The organism is Rathayibacter sp. VKM Ac-2927, assembly GCF_022815525.1.
GTDB classification, from domain to species: domain Bacteria; phylum Actinomycetota; class Actinomycetes; order Actinomycetales; family Microbacteriaceae; genus Rathayibacter; species Rathayibacter festucae.
This window is the reverse complement of record NZ_JALGRT010000004.1, coordinates 241776-256166: the sequence shown is the minus strand read 5'-3', so window position 1 is coordinate 256166 and position 14391 is coordinate 241776. Positions and strand designations below refer to the sequence as shown.

The window sequence follows — 14391 nt, the reverse complement described above, 5'->3', positions numbered from 1 at the left end:
AGGTGATGACCGGCAACGTCGCCAAGTGGGAGGAGTGGACCGGGCTGGCCCTGCCGGCATCGGGGGAGTACGTCATCCCCGGCGGCCTCTCGACGCTGCACGTCGACCGTGATGCGGACGAGGGAACTACGTCGAGCCGAACATCGGGGTGCAACACCGCTGAGCCGGCGAGTGCTGCTGTCGGCCGCGCCATGCGCGCAGCCGACAGCAGGGCGGCACCGGAGCCCCTCGCGCTCAGGGGATCACTATCAGTTACATGGTGCGAGAACGGCAAATCCGGCCGCGTGAACGGTCAGGTGCGGAGGGTGCCATCGGAGACGGCGACGACCGTGTCGCGCGCGTCGCCGAGCACGATGCGGACGGGGAGATCAACGGTCACCGTCTCGCCGACGCCGATGAAGCGCGCCGCGCCGCCCGCCATCGGGGTGACCCAGGTGCCCGTGCGGCCCGTGGAGTGCACCGCCAGCCGGTCCCCGTGTGCCGTGAGGGTGGCGTGCTGCGCGCTCATCGTGGGGTCGTCAACGACGGTGACTGTGTTGTCGTTACCGCGGCCGTAGCTCACGCCGACACCGGAGCGGAGGTAGGTCGTGCGCTGCGTGCTGCCGTGCGAGAGCACCGCGGTGATCGGAGTCGCCGGCTGCGTGGGCTCCGGCCCGCGGCGCGGCGTCGCCCATCGGGTCTCCTGGTCGGCGGCGGATCGGGTCGGGGCCCCCATCGGCGCGGCAGCAGGGTAGGTCGGCACCCCCCTCGACGCGGCGGCGGAGGCTGCGCCGGCCGTCGCGCCGTCGGCCGCTGCCGAGGCCGCACCCAGGTCGGACCGCGGCGTGTCGAAGTAGGCGAGCAAATCCACCGCGGGCTCGGCCTCCGCGATCTCGATCGGCACGTCGGTCACCACTGCGTTCGCGGGCACTTCGTCGGCGAACGCGCGCTGCGCGCGGCGGAGGGCGCTCTTGCGGTCGCTACCGAACACGGCCTTCACGGAGGTGCCGTAGCTCGTCACGTACGCGATGTCGACCGATGCCTTCGGCGCCGCCGCGGCGGCGCGCTGCACTTTTTCGCGGTGTGCGCGGTCGGCACCGGGGTACCGGATTGTGTTGGCGTTCACCAGGGCGAGGGCAAACGCGTCGTCCGCCGCACCACGCACCACGATGTCGAAGAGCGACGCGTACTCGGCGATGGTCGCCGCCGTCGCCTGTGGGATCACCAGGAGGAGACTTCCGACCGGGGTCGTTCCGTGGGTGAGGAATAGGCCGTACTCCGTCGTCAGCTTCTTGGTGACGACGTCCTTCACCTCCTCGACCAGGCGGTGAGTCTGCGACGGCGCGGCGAGACCGAAGAACCGACCCGCCGGGGTCGCGGCTAGGGCGCCCTCCGCCCGTCGGCGGATCGCGTCGAAGGGGATGCGGTCGCGCCGACGGATGATGATCACCGCGAGCACGACGAACAGCAGCAGGCCGAGGAACCAGCTGGCGGCGCCGAGGCCGGGCACGGATCCGGTAGCCGCGGCGGCGCCAGAGGTAGCCGTTTCGGCGAAGAGGGCCGCTTCGACACCGGAGAAAGACAGAACGTGCATCGTGGACTCCGTTCCGGACCGGACGGGTTCCGGTCGCATCCGAAGTCAAACGTCGATGCGTTCGGACGTCACTCCGGGGGCTGGAGTGACCGTGCCCACCACGTCAGTCCGACGTTCTCGAGCACCTCCTGCCGCCACGCGGTGCCGGTGCGGCCCGAGGCCGGCAGTTCGAGCACCATCACGTCGCCCTCCGTGCCGTCGGTGATTACGAGGGGCTGCCCGTCGGCGTAGCCGTCGCCGTCCTGGCCGAACCCGAGGAATCGGGCACCCCACGTGATCCCGGTCACCTCGCGCTCGCCATCCACCTCGATCACGCTCAGGCCGCCGTCGCGCAGGAGCAGCACGGGGCCGGTGCCGGATTTGCTCGCCGTGGAGACGACGATGAGCCCGTCCCGACTCCGCGAGACGTCGGTGGGCACCAGCCCGAGCCGGCCGATATCGCCGAGCAGTACGTCGCCCGTGTAGTTGTTGCTCTCCTGCGAATGGACCGAATCGTCTGGGTCGTAGCCGACGGTGCGAAGTGTCGAACTTGTGATGTCCGCCACCCGGATCCGGCTGACCTTGTCGTCGCCGAACCGTCCGACGTCGGCATAGGTGATGAGCAAGTGGTCGTCGACTAACGACACCTCGAGCGCGACAGGGGCGAGGTCGGCCTCCGCTAGCTTCGTCTCGCCCGCGGCGGGTCTGTCGGTGGGGGCGGCACACTCATCGTTGATCGAGCCGGAGCCCACCAGCATCTCGACCGTGAGCGACGCCGGGTCGGCGTAGAGGTTCTCCGGCGTCGCCATTGGCAGGGCCTGCAGCGCCTCGAACGTCGTGCGGAAGATCTGCCCGCACCGTGCGATGTAGTACTGACCGTCGTAGATGGCCATATCGGTGAGTCCCGGGATTGTGAGCCGCGTCCGGTTCGATACGCCGTACTCTTCGGTTGATCGGAGGACGGCGAGTTCCGTCGCGTCCGTGTCGTCGTTCGACCCGAGGTCGACCCGCAGGTAGCCGCTGCCGCGCAAGACCATGCGGGGCCGGTCATTGATCGCCGAGAACGAGTTGATGCTCTGCCATCCCGTGCCGTTCGGTCCCGACTCGATTTGCCCGAGCGTGGGGGCGTTCCAGTAGACCGCCGCCCCGCTCGCATAGGGCTTCGTGGCACTCATGATCGCCGTCTCGCCCAGCACGTACTCGGCGAGCCCGCTGGGCTGACTGGTGACATTCGGTGCGGGCATGAAGTCGACCGAGTCCGGGTCGAGCCGGAAGACAGTGGGCGTGCAGCCCACGGCGGCCTGGCTCACGATATACGCGGCGTCGTCCGGACCACCGCTCGCCATCGGCAGCCATCCGTCCCCGTAGAGCAGATTGCCGGTCGGCTGGTAGGCCGTACAGGCGCTGCGCAACTGCGCCGCCTTCGCCTCCTTCTCCTCGTCGGAGACTCCGGCGTCGTCGGTGATCGCGGGGATCTCCGACGCGACGTCGGTGCGCCACGCGCTCGAGAAGTCGGCGCACTGATCCGAAGCGGAACCGGTGGATTCCCGCGCGTCGGTGATGGCCGGCAATGCAACCTCGCCGGACGTTCGAAGCACGCCGACGCAATCCCACCCCTCCTGAGACACGATCAGCCGACCTCCTGAGGTCGACGCCCCCCTCGCGAAGCTAGACGAATCGATGTCGAAGTGTTCGAGAATGGTGATCTCCTCGTCCACGTCCGAGCGGCTGCCGGGCTCCTTCCCCGCGGTGTCGATCGTCGTCAGCGTGAGCTGGTACTCGCCACCGATGTAGCGCTGGCCGAGCAGGCGGACACCCTCACCGTCGGCGAAGATGTTCGAGGTCTGCTCGACGCAGTCGGCCGACGGACCGCCTTTGGCGGTGTCGCGCTCCAAAACGGCCGGTTGCGGCGTATCCGCCCGCGGATCGAACCACCAGACGGCGTCATACGCGGCCACCGTCGCGTCTGTGTAGTCGCAGTACTTCGCCTCGGTCGCGGGGGTCTTCTCCGCGTTGCGCACGTAGACGTAGCGGCCGTCGGTCTGGATCTGCGCACCCTCGTTGTTTCCCGCGAGCGCGGAGGTGAGCCGGGTGATGCGGAACGGTGGGGACGGGGCGTCGGGGTCGAAGATGAGGTTGGTCACGCCGTCCTCGCCGAGCAGGAGCAGCTGGTCATCCGACCAGAACGTGATCGAGCGGATGCTGCGAACGGGGTCACCCGTGTTCGGCGTCGCCGCGTCGCGGAGCCCGGCCTGCAGCGGGCCGAGGGGAGCGGCGTTGGGCACGTTGACGAGCGTCCCGGCGGCCTGCGTCCGCCAGCTCAGGGTGCTCAGCAGCCGTTGGGGCTCCTTGGTGCCGTCGGCCGGCACGAGCCACACCACGTCGCGGCCGACCCCCACCCGGTCGACCACCGCCACATCCCCGCGGTCGTTCACGGCGATGGCGTGCGGATTGATGAACACGGGATCGCCGTTCGGCGCTCCCGGTACGAGGGCGGTCGTCTCTGCGCGGACGACGTGGTTCGACAGGGTCTCGAGCCCGCCCGGCCCGAACAGGGTGGCGCCCACGGCGAGCACGCCTCCCGCAGCGACGAGCGAGGTGAAGATGGGCCGCCGGTGACGCGCCGCCTCCCAGCGAGCTTGTTCGCTGGCCGCTTCCCGATCGCGCAGCGGACCACGCGCCCGCAGCGGGTTACGCCCCGCCGCTGCACCGGCGAGTACCGCGGAGGCCGCGAGCATGGCCGTGCCCGATGCGTCGAGAGGCTGCCCGAGGACGAGGAGCACGATCGCGGCGACGATGGCGGGGGCGGCCAGGGCGGCGAGCACCGGCGCGGCGACCTGAACCGGTCGTCGCCGGTTCGGCGGGATGGCGCGCCGCCGCATCGCGACGACGACGAATATGACTGCGGCCGCGACCGCGAGCAGCACCACGCCCATCCAGCGCACGAGGGAATCGATCTGCTCGCTAGGGATCGGCATCAGCTGACTCCAGCCGACGAACAGCGCCAGGGTAGCCGTGAGGCCTGCCGTGCCCAGGCCCGTGCCGAGGAAGGCGAGAAGGCCCGGCAGGAAAAAGGTATGTTTCCGCACGGCCGACGCGGCCATCGCCGCCCCGCGGCGCAGGGCGGGCAGCAGCGACGCGCGGGGGCGGCGGGTGCGCGGTTCACGCGGCACGCGGGCCTTCTTCGGTTGCGCGGGGTGCGACGGCGCCAGGCCGATGATCCGCTCCGCCGTGCTGTCGAAGCTCTTCGCGTTCTGGTTCGCCTTCCCCTTCCTGCCCGCCGCTCCCGCTTCCGCGGGGAACACCTCCTCGAGCTGTAGCGCCAGTGCAGGGTCGCTCAGCGCGACCCGCGCCTTCTGGTGAGCCTCCCGGATCTCGGGAAACATCTGTCGGGCGGCCTCCTCGCGGACGTTCTTCCCGCCCGAAACCAGGAGAGCGCGCGCGAGACGTAGCGGCACGGAGTCGCGCAGAACGGGGTCCTGCTTCGGATCCGGGTCGGTGTCCCAATTGACAGGAGTGTGGACGTCCTGCACCCGGTTGTCGTGCATGTCCAGGCGCGTGCCGTTGTCGTCGATGAACGGAGTCATTCCGTCGTGCAGGGTGCGCCACACCATTAGGCCCACCTGCCATAGGTCGGTCTCCAGGCTCGAGTGCAGGTCGGTGCCGCGTTGTTCGGGAGCAGCGAGTCCGGCCGAGAGCTGACCGCGATCGCTGTTCGGTTTCGCGACGACGTAACCGAAATCGGCCAGCAGTGCGTCGTAGTCCCGACCCGGTTGATGCCGGATGAGGATGTTCTCCGGCTTGATGTCGCGATGGGCGTAGAAGGGTACTGTCTCGCCCTCGACCAGGGTCCCGTTGTCGCGTACGTCGGCGAGTGACAGCAGGGTCGCGACGGCGGCGTACGCGGCGAGCGAGGCGAGGTGCTCCATCAGTTCGTCGCCACGTCGGTGATCACGGATCCGTCTCTCCAGGACGGTGGCCAGCGAGCCCTCGGCGCGCTCCAGCGCGATCGCTACAGCTCCATCGATGTCCGCGCGACCGTAGTACTCGGGAGTGCGGATTTGAAGGAGACCCCGACTCTGGTCCAGATCGATCCACTTGTAGACGGCGGCCTCCGAGGCGATCACGTTGCCGAAGACGTTGGCGGCCGCCGACTGCTGGATCTTGACCATCACGGGACGGCTCGCGATACCTCGGACCTCGGTGACGCCGTTCCAGAGGGTGGGTGCGCCGGCATCGGCGCGCACAACGAGTGCATCCCTGAGCACGACCTGGGTCAGACTCTGCCCGATCTCGAAGGTCAGGCTGGTCCCCGCCCCCACCACCATCAGCGCGCCTCCACGCCGTGGACCACGAGGGCCGCGGCGCTGGCGTTGTCGCCGCCCGGTAGCGCCAAGACCGCCGCCCTGGTGAGGATGCTGGCGAGACCGGCGGCGTCGCCGGCGGCCACCGTGCGTGCGGCGAGCTCGGCCATCGCGACGAGACCGAGGGCCTCGTGCACGCCGTCGCTGGTCACCAGCACGATGTCGCCGTTCTGCACCGGAACAGCCCAGACCGCCACCCTCTCGCCTGCGTCGAGCAGGTCGGCTGACTCCGGCGCCATCGACCGGGTGACCGTCGCGGCGTAGAACTCGCGCTCGGCGCTCTCCGCAAGGGCTGTCTCGCCGTTGCGCAGCGACTCCGCCAAGCGATTGTGCGGCGTGGTGGACTCCAGCACGTCGTGATCGCGCACGACCGTGCACCGGGAGTCGCCGACGCTCAGCAGCCACGCGATCCCATCGTGGATGAGGGCGACTGCGAGCGTGGTCGAGGCGTTCGGCAAGAGCCTGCCTCTCTCAGCTTCGAGCAGCAGTTGGCCACGCACGTTGCCGGGCAGGGCCATCAGGTACGACACGAGCCGTTTACTGTTGGGGCGCCGGTGCGCCCGCGAAACGACCTCCTCCGCGGCCTGCGCCGAAAGGAGCGCGCACCGGGCGCCGTCCGGGCGCCCGCCCATCCCGTCACACACCACCGCGTAGGCGGAGACGGCGCTGTCTCCGACGCGCACCACGTCCTGCTGCTGCGCGCGGCCGCCGAGCTCGCTGCTCTCGGAGACGGTGGCGACCCGCGCGCGGCTCATCGCCGGCTCCGCGGGCCTGGCATGCCGACGTCCGCGAGGTCCTCGGGCAGCACGACGCGGGCCTCGAGGAGGGCTCCGCACAGCGTGAACGCACTCTCCCAGGTGGCATCGATCCGGTGCCCCACCGCTCCGGCGGACGTCTCGACCGGATCGAGGAAGGCGTCGTCCAGCGAGAGAATTTTGCGGGCCTGCCGCCAGGGGTCGGTCGAATTGCGCAAGAAGCTGCCCGCCGCACCTTTCAGCTTGCCCGAGCGCCCCTCCGAGCCGTAGCGGGTAGAGAGCTCGGCCTGCACATCGGCGTGCCAGGCCGCGGTGGCCGGTGCGTCCCCGCGGTCCACGATCGCGCGGCAGATCAACGCGTAAATCTCCAACGCGCCCGAGGAGCGGGCATGCAGCCACCAGGAGTCGCGTAACAGTGCACGCGCCTGAGCCTGAGCATCCGCGGGCGGTACTGGCTCGCTATTGCGCGGCATCGACGCTCGGAGAGGGGTGAAGCGCAGCTCCACGCGGCGCAGTGAGTCGGGGGCCGAGAACCGGTAGCTGAGTTGGACGACAATTTCGGGGTGGTCGCCGAAGGAGAACGTGTCGGTCGACTCGTCCCCCACTCGCGGCAGCGGCCGGTTCTGCACCAGCACGCGGAACGAACTGGGATCGCCGTACCTGTAAGCCCTCGTGGCCGTCAGTAGGAGACCGCCGGGGAGGACTTTCGCTGAGATGACCTTGTGATGCACGTTCCGGCTGGGCGCGCCGAGGTCGGTCTGCGTCCATGGCATCCTCAGATCGCCCGGATCCTCCTCGCGGTTGGCCAGGCCCCAGACTGCGGTGGGACCGAGTGGCAACCGGTGCACCTCGCGGCGGAACTGGACTCCGGAGTCGTCGAAGGCATGGGACACGACGCGGACGGCGGTGACGGAGCTGGTGCTGTCGGTGGAATCGGTGCGGTCCATCATCGGGTCCCCTTCGAGCAGGCGTCGGCCGCCCGTGTCGCATCTGCTTGAAGAATACTGGGCAGCATGTCTCGGGCAACCAGTAGGGCAGGGTGATCGTGGTTGGGTGTCGGCGCCTCGAGCGTTCCGGCGACCCTCGTCACGATCAGCCGCTCACCCACGACGACCACGCTGAGCGAGTCGTACACGGTCGCGCCGTCCACCAGCCGATCCGGCGTGCCCGTCTTCGCCAGCAGCGTCACCCCCTCCGGCAGGTTGACCCCGTCGAGTAGCGCCGTGGCCGTTCCGTCCGTGACGGCCTTCGCCATCCCGGCCCTGATCAGCGCGACCGTCGCGTCACCGAGCGGCTCGACGGTGGGCGACGGCGAGGCCGCGACCGGTTGCTGCTCGTCGCTGACGCACACGCCGGCTAGCAGGTGCGGAGCGAGGTCCGCGTCGGCGCCGACCGCCAGCGCGGAGGCGCGGGCGATGTCGAGCAGCGTGAGCGAGACGCTCTGCAACCCGATCGCCGAACGCGATAGCTCCGCATCCGTCAGCAGCTCGTCCTGCAGCCCCGTCGTCCCGGCTGGAACGGGCTGGCCGTCGACGAGGAGCGGGTCGCCGTCGAATCCGAAGTACGTGTGCAGCCCGTCGGCCGTCGCCTGCTGTCCTGCGTCGTGCACAGTCGCGGCCGTCACGGAGTTGCACGAGTACGCGATCGCGGCGGCAAAGTCCGCGGCGGGGCACGACCCGCCCCAAGCGTTCTCCACTCCGAGTAGATCCGGATCGAGCCCCGCTGCCGGGCCCTCGTATGCCATGACCCCCGACTCGGCGGCTGCGGCCAGCACCGGGATCTTGAAAACCGAACCGGGCAAGACGGTCTCGTTCAGTACCGCAGGCGAGAACGGACTCGTCTCAAGTAGCGGCGACACCGCGTCGATGTCGAGCTCGCCCGAGGCGACAAGCCCCGGATCCGGCCGCGGCTGAGAGGGGTTGGAGCTGTATGCGGCGAGGATCCCGCCGTCGTCCAGATCCAGCACGAGCACCGACGCCGTATAGCCGGCGGTCGCCGCGCGCGCCTGCTCCTGGATCGAGAGGACCAGCGTGGAGACGACATCGGCCGGAACGCAGCGCGGCCCGATCAGACCCGCCACGGCTGCCTGGAGCGAGGTGGCGCCGCCGCACGTGAGCGGAGCGGACGCCGCCCTCTCCAGGCCGTACTGGTTCACGCCCGGCGCGATCAGGCCGACCGTCTCCACCGTCAGCTCGCCTTGTGGGTAGCGGGTGGTGCCGTCGGCTTCCCGCACCGCCAGCGGCTTGCCGTCTGCGGAGAGTATGTCTCCGCGGATGGCAAGGCTCGCCATGCCCCCGCCGATCCCGGAGGCGCTGGGTGCCGCGATCAACGCTCCTGCGGCCAGCGACGTCGCCGCAGGCACGATCACCGACACGCAGGCTATGGAGAACGCGATGACGCGGCCGACGAGGGAGCTGTCGAGGCGCCTGCCGGGGCCGGCCCACGAGAAGACGGGTCGGTCGCGGTACGCCGCCACCACGACAAAACCGGCGACGAACCACCACACGAAGGATGTCGATCCGCTCGCTCCGATCCACGGCAGAGGCAGGCCCGTGAGGGGCAACACACCGCCGACAGAACCGAGCACGCTCCAGCTGAGCTGCACGGCGGCCGCTACCACCATCCCGGTCGCCGCGATGGTCGCGGACGCCGACCCCGCAGCCAGTCGCCGAGCAAGAATGCTCAGGGCCACGAACACGATGACGATCACGGCGAGAAACGGCGCCACTCCTAGGCTGCCCACGAGGTAGGCGGGGAGGTGATCGCTCTCCGCCACCGGGATCGCCTCCGCGAAGCCGTTGCTGCCGAAGCCGCCGCCCCAGAGGAACGCACCGAAGCCCACCGCGAGTCGCGCCGTGTCGAGCTGGTAGTCGCCTTCGAGCACGTGCCACAGGCGCTCCTGCGCGATCGGCACTCGGTCGAGGACGGTGACGGCGGCCCATCCGGCCGCGATCGACGAGACGACCAGCAGCATGAGCGCGCCCGACGCGCGACCGGCCATCACGATGACGGCGGCGAGAAGCACGACGAGGGGTCCGAGGTCGTCGACGCTGGCGAGAGTGAAGGGCACCAGCGGCACCAGGGTGAGGGTGACGAGGAACGCGCGCTGCGGCGTCGAGCGCCGGATCCCGCTCGACTCGTGTGAAGCGGTAGCGGCCAGCATGGTGCCGGTTCCGACGATCATGGCGAGCGTTGCGACCTCTCCCACCACGACCGTGATCCCCGCCACCGTGATGCTGTTGATCGAGCCGAACGCCGGCGGGCCGAGTCGCAGCAGCACGCCAAAGACCGAGGCGACGAAACCGAGCGGGAACGCGCTGCCGCCGGTCGTGGCGGGGTCGCGTGCGATCAGGACGGCGAGCGCCGCGCCCACCAAGGCGCCGATCGCGGCCGTGCACACCGACAGCACGAGGGCGTCCGGACCGCGGAAGTGCTCGACGGCGACGGCGCCCAGGCTGGAGGCGGCGAGGAGAAGCAGGAGGGCGATGACGAGGCCGCGCCCGGGCGCCTCGGTCGACGATGCGCGGTTCGCTCGGGGGGCGGGTCGGAGGAGAGTGGTCATGGTGCACAGCGTCGTCGGGCCGAACAGGCAGGTCACACCACCCCCCGGAACGCGCTCCGGAATCGAGGCGGTATGGTCTGGCATCCAGACCGGTCACCGCCTCGACCGGTCGACGGGAGAGTGATGAGAGCACCGATCCGCGCCACGGCCGCGCTCGCCTTCGCGGGGGCGCTGACACTCTGCGCATCTCTGACTGGATGCGCGGCGAGCGCGCCGGACATCCCCGTGCCCACCGCCGGTGCCGCGTGGGGGGCCGCTGTGGTTCCCTACTCCGACGATCTGAAAGTAACCGGGGGGTGGCGCCTCATCGGCGCGGCCTCGGCCGAGGCCGATCCTGTCGCGACGCTCACCGTCCAGGCGGGGCAGTGGGTGGCGCTCGACATCGACGTGACGAACGTCGGCAACACGAACATGGGGGTGCACGTCCTGCTCCGCGACGACGACCGCCTCCTCGATAAGGCGGACGCCGAGATCGCCCGATCCGATAAGACTGTGCAGATGAACTCCGGGGTACTGGAGCAGATGCGCTCCGAGGTCGGATTCGATTTCGGCGGTGCGGACTCCGGCGCCGTCATCGCGATCACGGGCGAATTCACCGCGCCAAAGCCCACCTCGTGCGACGATCCCCGCTTCGACGTCGATTTCGAGGTGCGCGCCGAATCGGGCGAACGACTGACCTTTCGCGTGTCACTCATCGTGGAAGATCCTGGCTGCTGACGCGCTCGGCACCCTGTTGATGACCTCACCGCGATCGGCGTGCTGCGCCGCGCGGTCGCTTGGTTCGCCCACCGCGGCATCACCGTTCACCGCGTGCCTCCTACAACGGATCCGCCTACAAATCCCACGCCTGGCACGACGCCAAGGACGGGCCCGCAGTCGTAGTGGTGGACTCCTTAGGGAGAGCGAGCGCGGCGCCGCGGATCAACACGGCGATCAGTGTCGTGGCCGCGCTCGCCTAACCTGCAAGCTGAACCGCGCGTTCGAGGGAGCGCACGAAGCGCTCCCGGTTTCCTGTTTGAGCGAAGGACTGCCCGGCAGGGTGCGGCGCATGGATTGATACGTACTTCTCGCCGACAAATGGCGCGACGTGCCGGTCCCAGCCGGCCTGCGCCTTCTTTCCGCTAGCGATGACAACGCGCAGGTCCGGTAGGACGGCTAGCAGCCGGCGTAGTTCGGACGCACCTTGCCCGAGTTCGTCGGCGGTCGGTTTCACATCTGCTCGGCCGAGAACCCACGGGTTGATGTTCCAGGCCAGCACGTGTTCGTGGAGGCCGACGTCGTTGCGGGCCGTCCAAACGTTTTGCGCTGTCAGGTCGTTATTGTCGACGGAGATGAAGCCGGAGCCACCCCACTCGGGAACCGTTTTGGGGCCAGGTGCTTCGAAGAGCAGGAGCACTCGGGCCTCTACCCCCGCCTCGGCTGGGTCGAAGTGTGGAATGACGATGTCGGGCTGTCTCGGGCGCCGGCGTTCAACAACCTCTGCTGCCCAAGCGCGGAGTGGCTGGACGCGTGGCTCCGTCTCGAGGAGGTCTAGCCGTTCGCGGACTGCTTCAGGGTTTTTCAGGCCACGGGGAGCGGGAAGGTACATCGGTTGCTGCCGTTCAGTCTCTAGTGGGAGGGGGTGCGTACGTGACTTCGGTCGAGCGGTTCCGCACCGACGCTCTCGAAGCGGGCGAGGTCGGTGTGGATCGCCGACGCCGCCTGGAATAGGGCATCGAGTCTTAGTGAGGGAACCTTGCCGTACTGGTAGACGAAGTTCCGGAGGTGTTGGTCCGATCTCCTCTGCCGTCGACGTCGCTTTTGCCCGGTCAGAATTCACGCGTGGATATTCCGCGCGTCAAGTGCTCTCGTTGCTGACCACCGGTTTTCTTCCCAGCCTCAGCCCCGCACGACTGACGGTGACCACGCGTGCTCGAGGTACAGCTCGGGGTCGCCCGCGCCATCGGCCACGATCGACCAAACATCGGTGTCGCCCGCCGCCCCCTCCCGCGGAAGACCGTAAAGCAGCGTCCCGTCATCCAGCCATACCACCTGGTCGTCCACACTCCGCTCCTCCGGCAGCACCGTCTCCACCCCCGACGACAGATCGAGCACCGCGATGCGCCAGTCCGGCACCCCGTCCCCGACGTCCTTCTTGTACGCGACCCGCGTCTCGTCCGGCGAGAGCGACGGGCACTCCGCCGTGTCGTGGATCGCCGTCATCGTCCGCGCCGACATGCTCCCGCGCACCAGCCACGTCCGCGACCCCGACGCCGCGGTCGCGTAGAAGGTGTCCCCGTCGTCCGCGAAGGTGACCCCCCACAGGTTCCGGTCGGCGGCCGTCAGCGGCGCCCCGGCGACGCTCAGCGCGAAGGACTCCAGATCCCCCGGGTCCGGCACGGCCGGGTCGAGCGAGCGGATGACGGTCTGCGTGGAGAAGGTGGTCGGCGCATACGAGTGCCCGGTGACGAACGCGGTGGTGCTCAGCATCCCGTCGCCGATGCGGGCGCGGCTGGGGATGCCGGGCAGCGGCCACGTCTGCAGGGTCTCGCCGTCGGCGCCGGTCAGGACGGCCTCGAAGGTGGTCAGCACGCCGCGGTCGGTGCGCAGGCACAGCTCCATCAACTCGGTCGCGGCGACGCGGTCGCAGGCGCGGTCGGTGAGGGTGCGCGCCGCTCCCGGGTCGGCCAGCGGCACGGAGGCGACCAGCCCGTAGCCCTGGCCGCTCGCGGTGTTGCGGAAGACGATCCGGTCGCCGTCCGCGGGGGCGCCGGTCGAGACGGCGACGGCCGAGTCGGCGGAGGCGCGCGCCTGGTACCGCGCCCAGGCGCCCGCTCCGTACACAGCCGCGCCGCCGAGGAGGGCGACGGCGGCCACCACGGCGATGATCCAGCGCGCGCGGTCCGAGAGACGGCTCGCCTGCCCGGCCGTCATCCCTTCTTCTCCGCGAAGCGCTCGCGCAGCAGCAGCACCGCCAGGGGGATCGCCGCCGCGAGGCCGACGGCGACCGCGATCATCGCGCCCTCCCGGCCGAGCCACAGCCACAGCGCGCCGAAGCCGACCGACGCGAACAGCCGCGCGACCGCGACGACCGTCTGAGCCGCCGCGATCCCGCTCGCCCGGATCTCGGCGGGCACGCTCGCCCCGGCGACGGCCGCGAGCACGCCGTCGGTCGCGGCGTAGAAGGCGCCGAGCAGCAGCAGGCAGGCGATCGTCACCGCGAGCCCGGAGGCGGGTGACGCGGCGAGCACGTAGACGGCGAGGAGCAGCACGTGGCCGGCGGCGAACATCCGCGCGCGGCCCCAGCGGTCGGCGAGGCGGCCGAACGGGATCGCGAGGGCGAGGTAGGCGGCGTTCGTCCCGACGTACAGCAGCGGGAACCACTGCGCGGCGAAGCCGCTGCGGCTCTGCAGCACCAGGTACACGAAGCCGTCGCCGACCGTGAGCAGCCCGAGCAGGCCGGCGGCGAGCAGCAGGCGGCGCGGGCGCCGGTCCCAGAGGCGGCGCCAGGGCAGCTTCGTTCGAGCCGTGCCGCCGGCGATGCGCGTCCGCACGTCCGGCACGAACAGCAGCAGCACCACCACGCCGAGCGTCGCGAACGCGGCCGACAGCACGAAGACCGTCGAGTAGCCGTCCGGCACGAGCAGCAGCACGACGAAGGCCAGGAGCGGCCCGATCGTCGCGCCGACGGTGTCGAGCATCCGGTGCACGCCGAACGACCGCGCGAGCGAGGCCGGCTCGGACGAGGCGGAGATCATCGCGTCGCGGGGCGCGGTGCGGATCCCCTTGCCGAGACGGTCGACGGTGACGACCGCGGTGAGGGCCGCGGGGCCGCTGCCGACCAGCAGGCCCAGGCGCGCGATCGCAGACAACCCGTAGCCGGCGAGGGCGACCAGCTTGGGACGGTCGGTGCGGTCGGCGGTCCAGCCGGCGCCGATCCGGACGAAGGCGCTGACGCCCTGGTAGAGGCCGTCGAGGAAGCCGTAGACGAGCGTCGACATGCCCAGCGCGGCGGTGATGTAGAAGGGGAGGATCGCGGCGGTCGACTCCGAGGAGATGTCGGTGAAGAGGCTGACGATGCCGAGGGCGATGACGGCGGGGGCGATCCGCGACGGACCGGTGCCGCGCGCGGGCTGCTCCGCGGCGCCCTCGGGCCGGTCGGACAGGGAGATGTACACG

General features: G+C 70.1%; 9 protein-coding genes and 1 pseudogene. 2 read left to right on the top strand and 8 right to left on the bottom strand.

Annotated features, from left to right (window positions below; all coding sequences use genetic code 11):
- Nucleotides 1–292 precede the first annotated feature (292 nt).
- The 5 genes from MT353_RS13915 to MT353_RS13895 form a co-directional block, all read right to left on the bottom strand.
- Nucleotides 293–1291 (bottom strand): FHA domain-containing protein, encoded by a 999-nt coding sequence (locus tag MT353_RS13915; RefSeq protein WP_243624861.1) that lies wholly within the window; start codon nucleotides 1289–1291, stop codon nucleotides 293–295.
- A 350-nt stretch (nucleotides 1292–1641) separates the two neighbouring features.
- Nucleotides 1642–5880 carry a hypothetical protein gene (locus tag MT353_RS13910; protein WP_243624860.1) on the bottom strand — a complete coding sequence of 1413 codons (4239 nt, stop codon included), beginning with the start codon at nucleotides 5878–5880 and terminating at the stop codon, nucleotides 1642–1644.
- Nucleotides 5880–6671, bottom strand: coding sequence for a PP2C family serine/threonine-protein phosphatase (locus MT353_RS13905; protein ID WP_243624859.1), 792 nt, complete (start codon nucleotides 6669–6671; stop codon nucleotides 5880–5882). The genes MT353_RS13910 and MT353_RS13905 overlap by 1 nt, the downstream gene beginning before the upstream one ends.
- Entirely contained in the window at nucleotides 6668–7621 is a 954-nt protein-coding gene (locus MT353_RS13900; RefSeq protein ID WP_243624858.1) for a hypothetical protein, read from the bottom strand. Before MT353_RS13900 ends, MT353_RS13905 begins: the two co-directional genes overlap by 4 nt.
- Nucleotides 7618–10233 (bottom strand): penicillin-binding transpeptidase domain-containing protein, encoded by a 2616-nt coding sequence (locus MT353_RS13895; protein WP_243624857.1) that lies wholly within the window; start codon nucleotides 10231–10233, stop codon nucleotides 7618–7620. Before MT353_RS13895 ends, MT353_RS13900 begins: the two co-directional genes overlap by 4 nt.
- A gap of 123 nt (nucleotides 10234–10356) precedes the next feature.
- Here MT353_RS13895 and MT353_RS13890 point away from each other — a divergent pair, with 123 nt between their 5' ends.
- Together MT353_RS13890 and MT353_RS13885 are read left to right on the top strand one after the other, a co-directional pair.
- Nucleotides 10357–10950: a hypothetical protein gene (locus MT353_RS13890; RefSeq protein WP_243624856.1), complete on the top strand. Its 594-nt coding sequence runs from the start codon at nucleotides 10357–10359 to the stop codon at nucleotides 10948–10950.
- A 27-nt stretch (nucleotides 10951–10977) separates the two neighbouring features.
- Nucleotides 10978–11090: pseudogene (locus MT353_RS13885) on the top strand (IS481 family transposase); the annotation flags it as partial.
- Nucleotides 11091–11188: 98 nt separating this feature from the next.
- Here MT353_RS13885 and MT353_RS13880 read toward each other — a convergent pair.
- The 3 genes from MT353_RS13880 to MT353_RS13870 form a co-directional block, all read right to left on the bottom strand.
- The gene (locus MT353_RS13880; protein WP_243624855.1) at nucleotides 11189–11629 is read right to left on the bottom strand and encodes a uracil-DNA glycosylase; all 441 of its coding nucleotides are present in this window, start codon (nucleotides 11627–11629) and stop codon (nucleotides 11189–11191) included.
- 482 nt (nucleotides 11630–12111) lie between these two features.
- Nucleotides 12112–13146, bottom strand: a complete 1035-nt coding sequence (locus MT353_RS13875) for a hypothetical protein (protein WP_243624854.1) — start codon at nucleotides 13144–13146, stop codon at nucleotides 12112–12114.
- Nucleotides 13143–14390: an MFS transporter gene (locus MT353_RS13870; RefSeq protein WP_308197525.1), complete on the bottom strand. Its 1248-nt coding sequence runs from the start codon at nucleotides 14388–14390 to the stop codon at nucleotides 13143–13145. Before MT353_RS13870 ends, MT353_RS13875 begins: the two co-directional genes overlap by 4 nt.
- Nucleotide 14391: the final 1 nt, after the last annotated feature.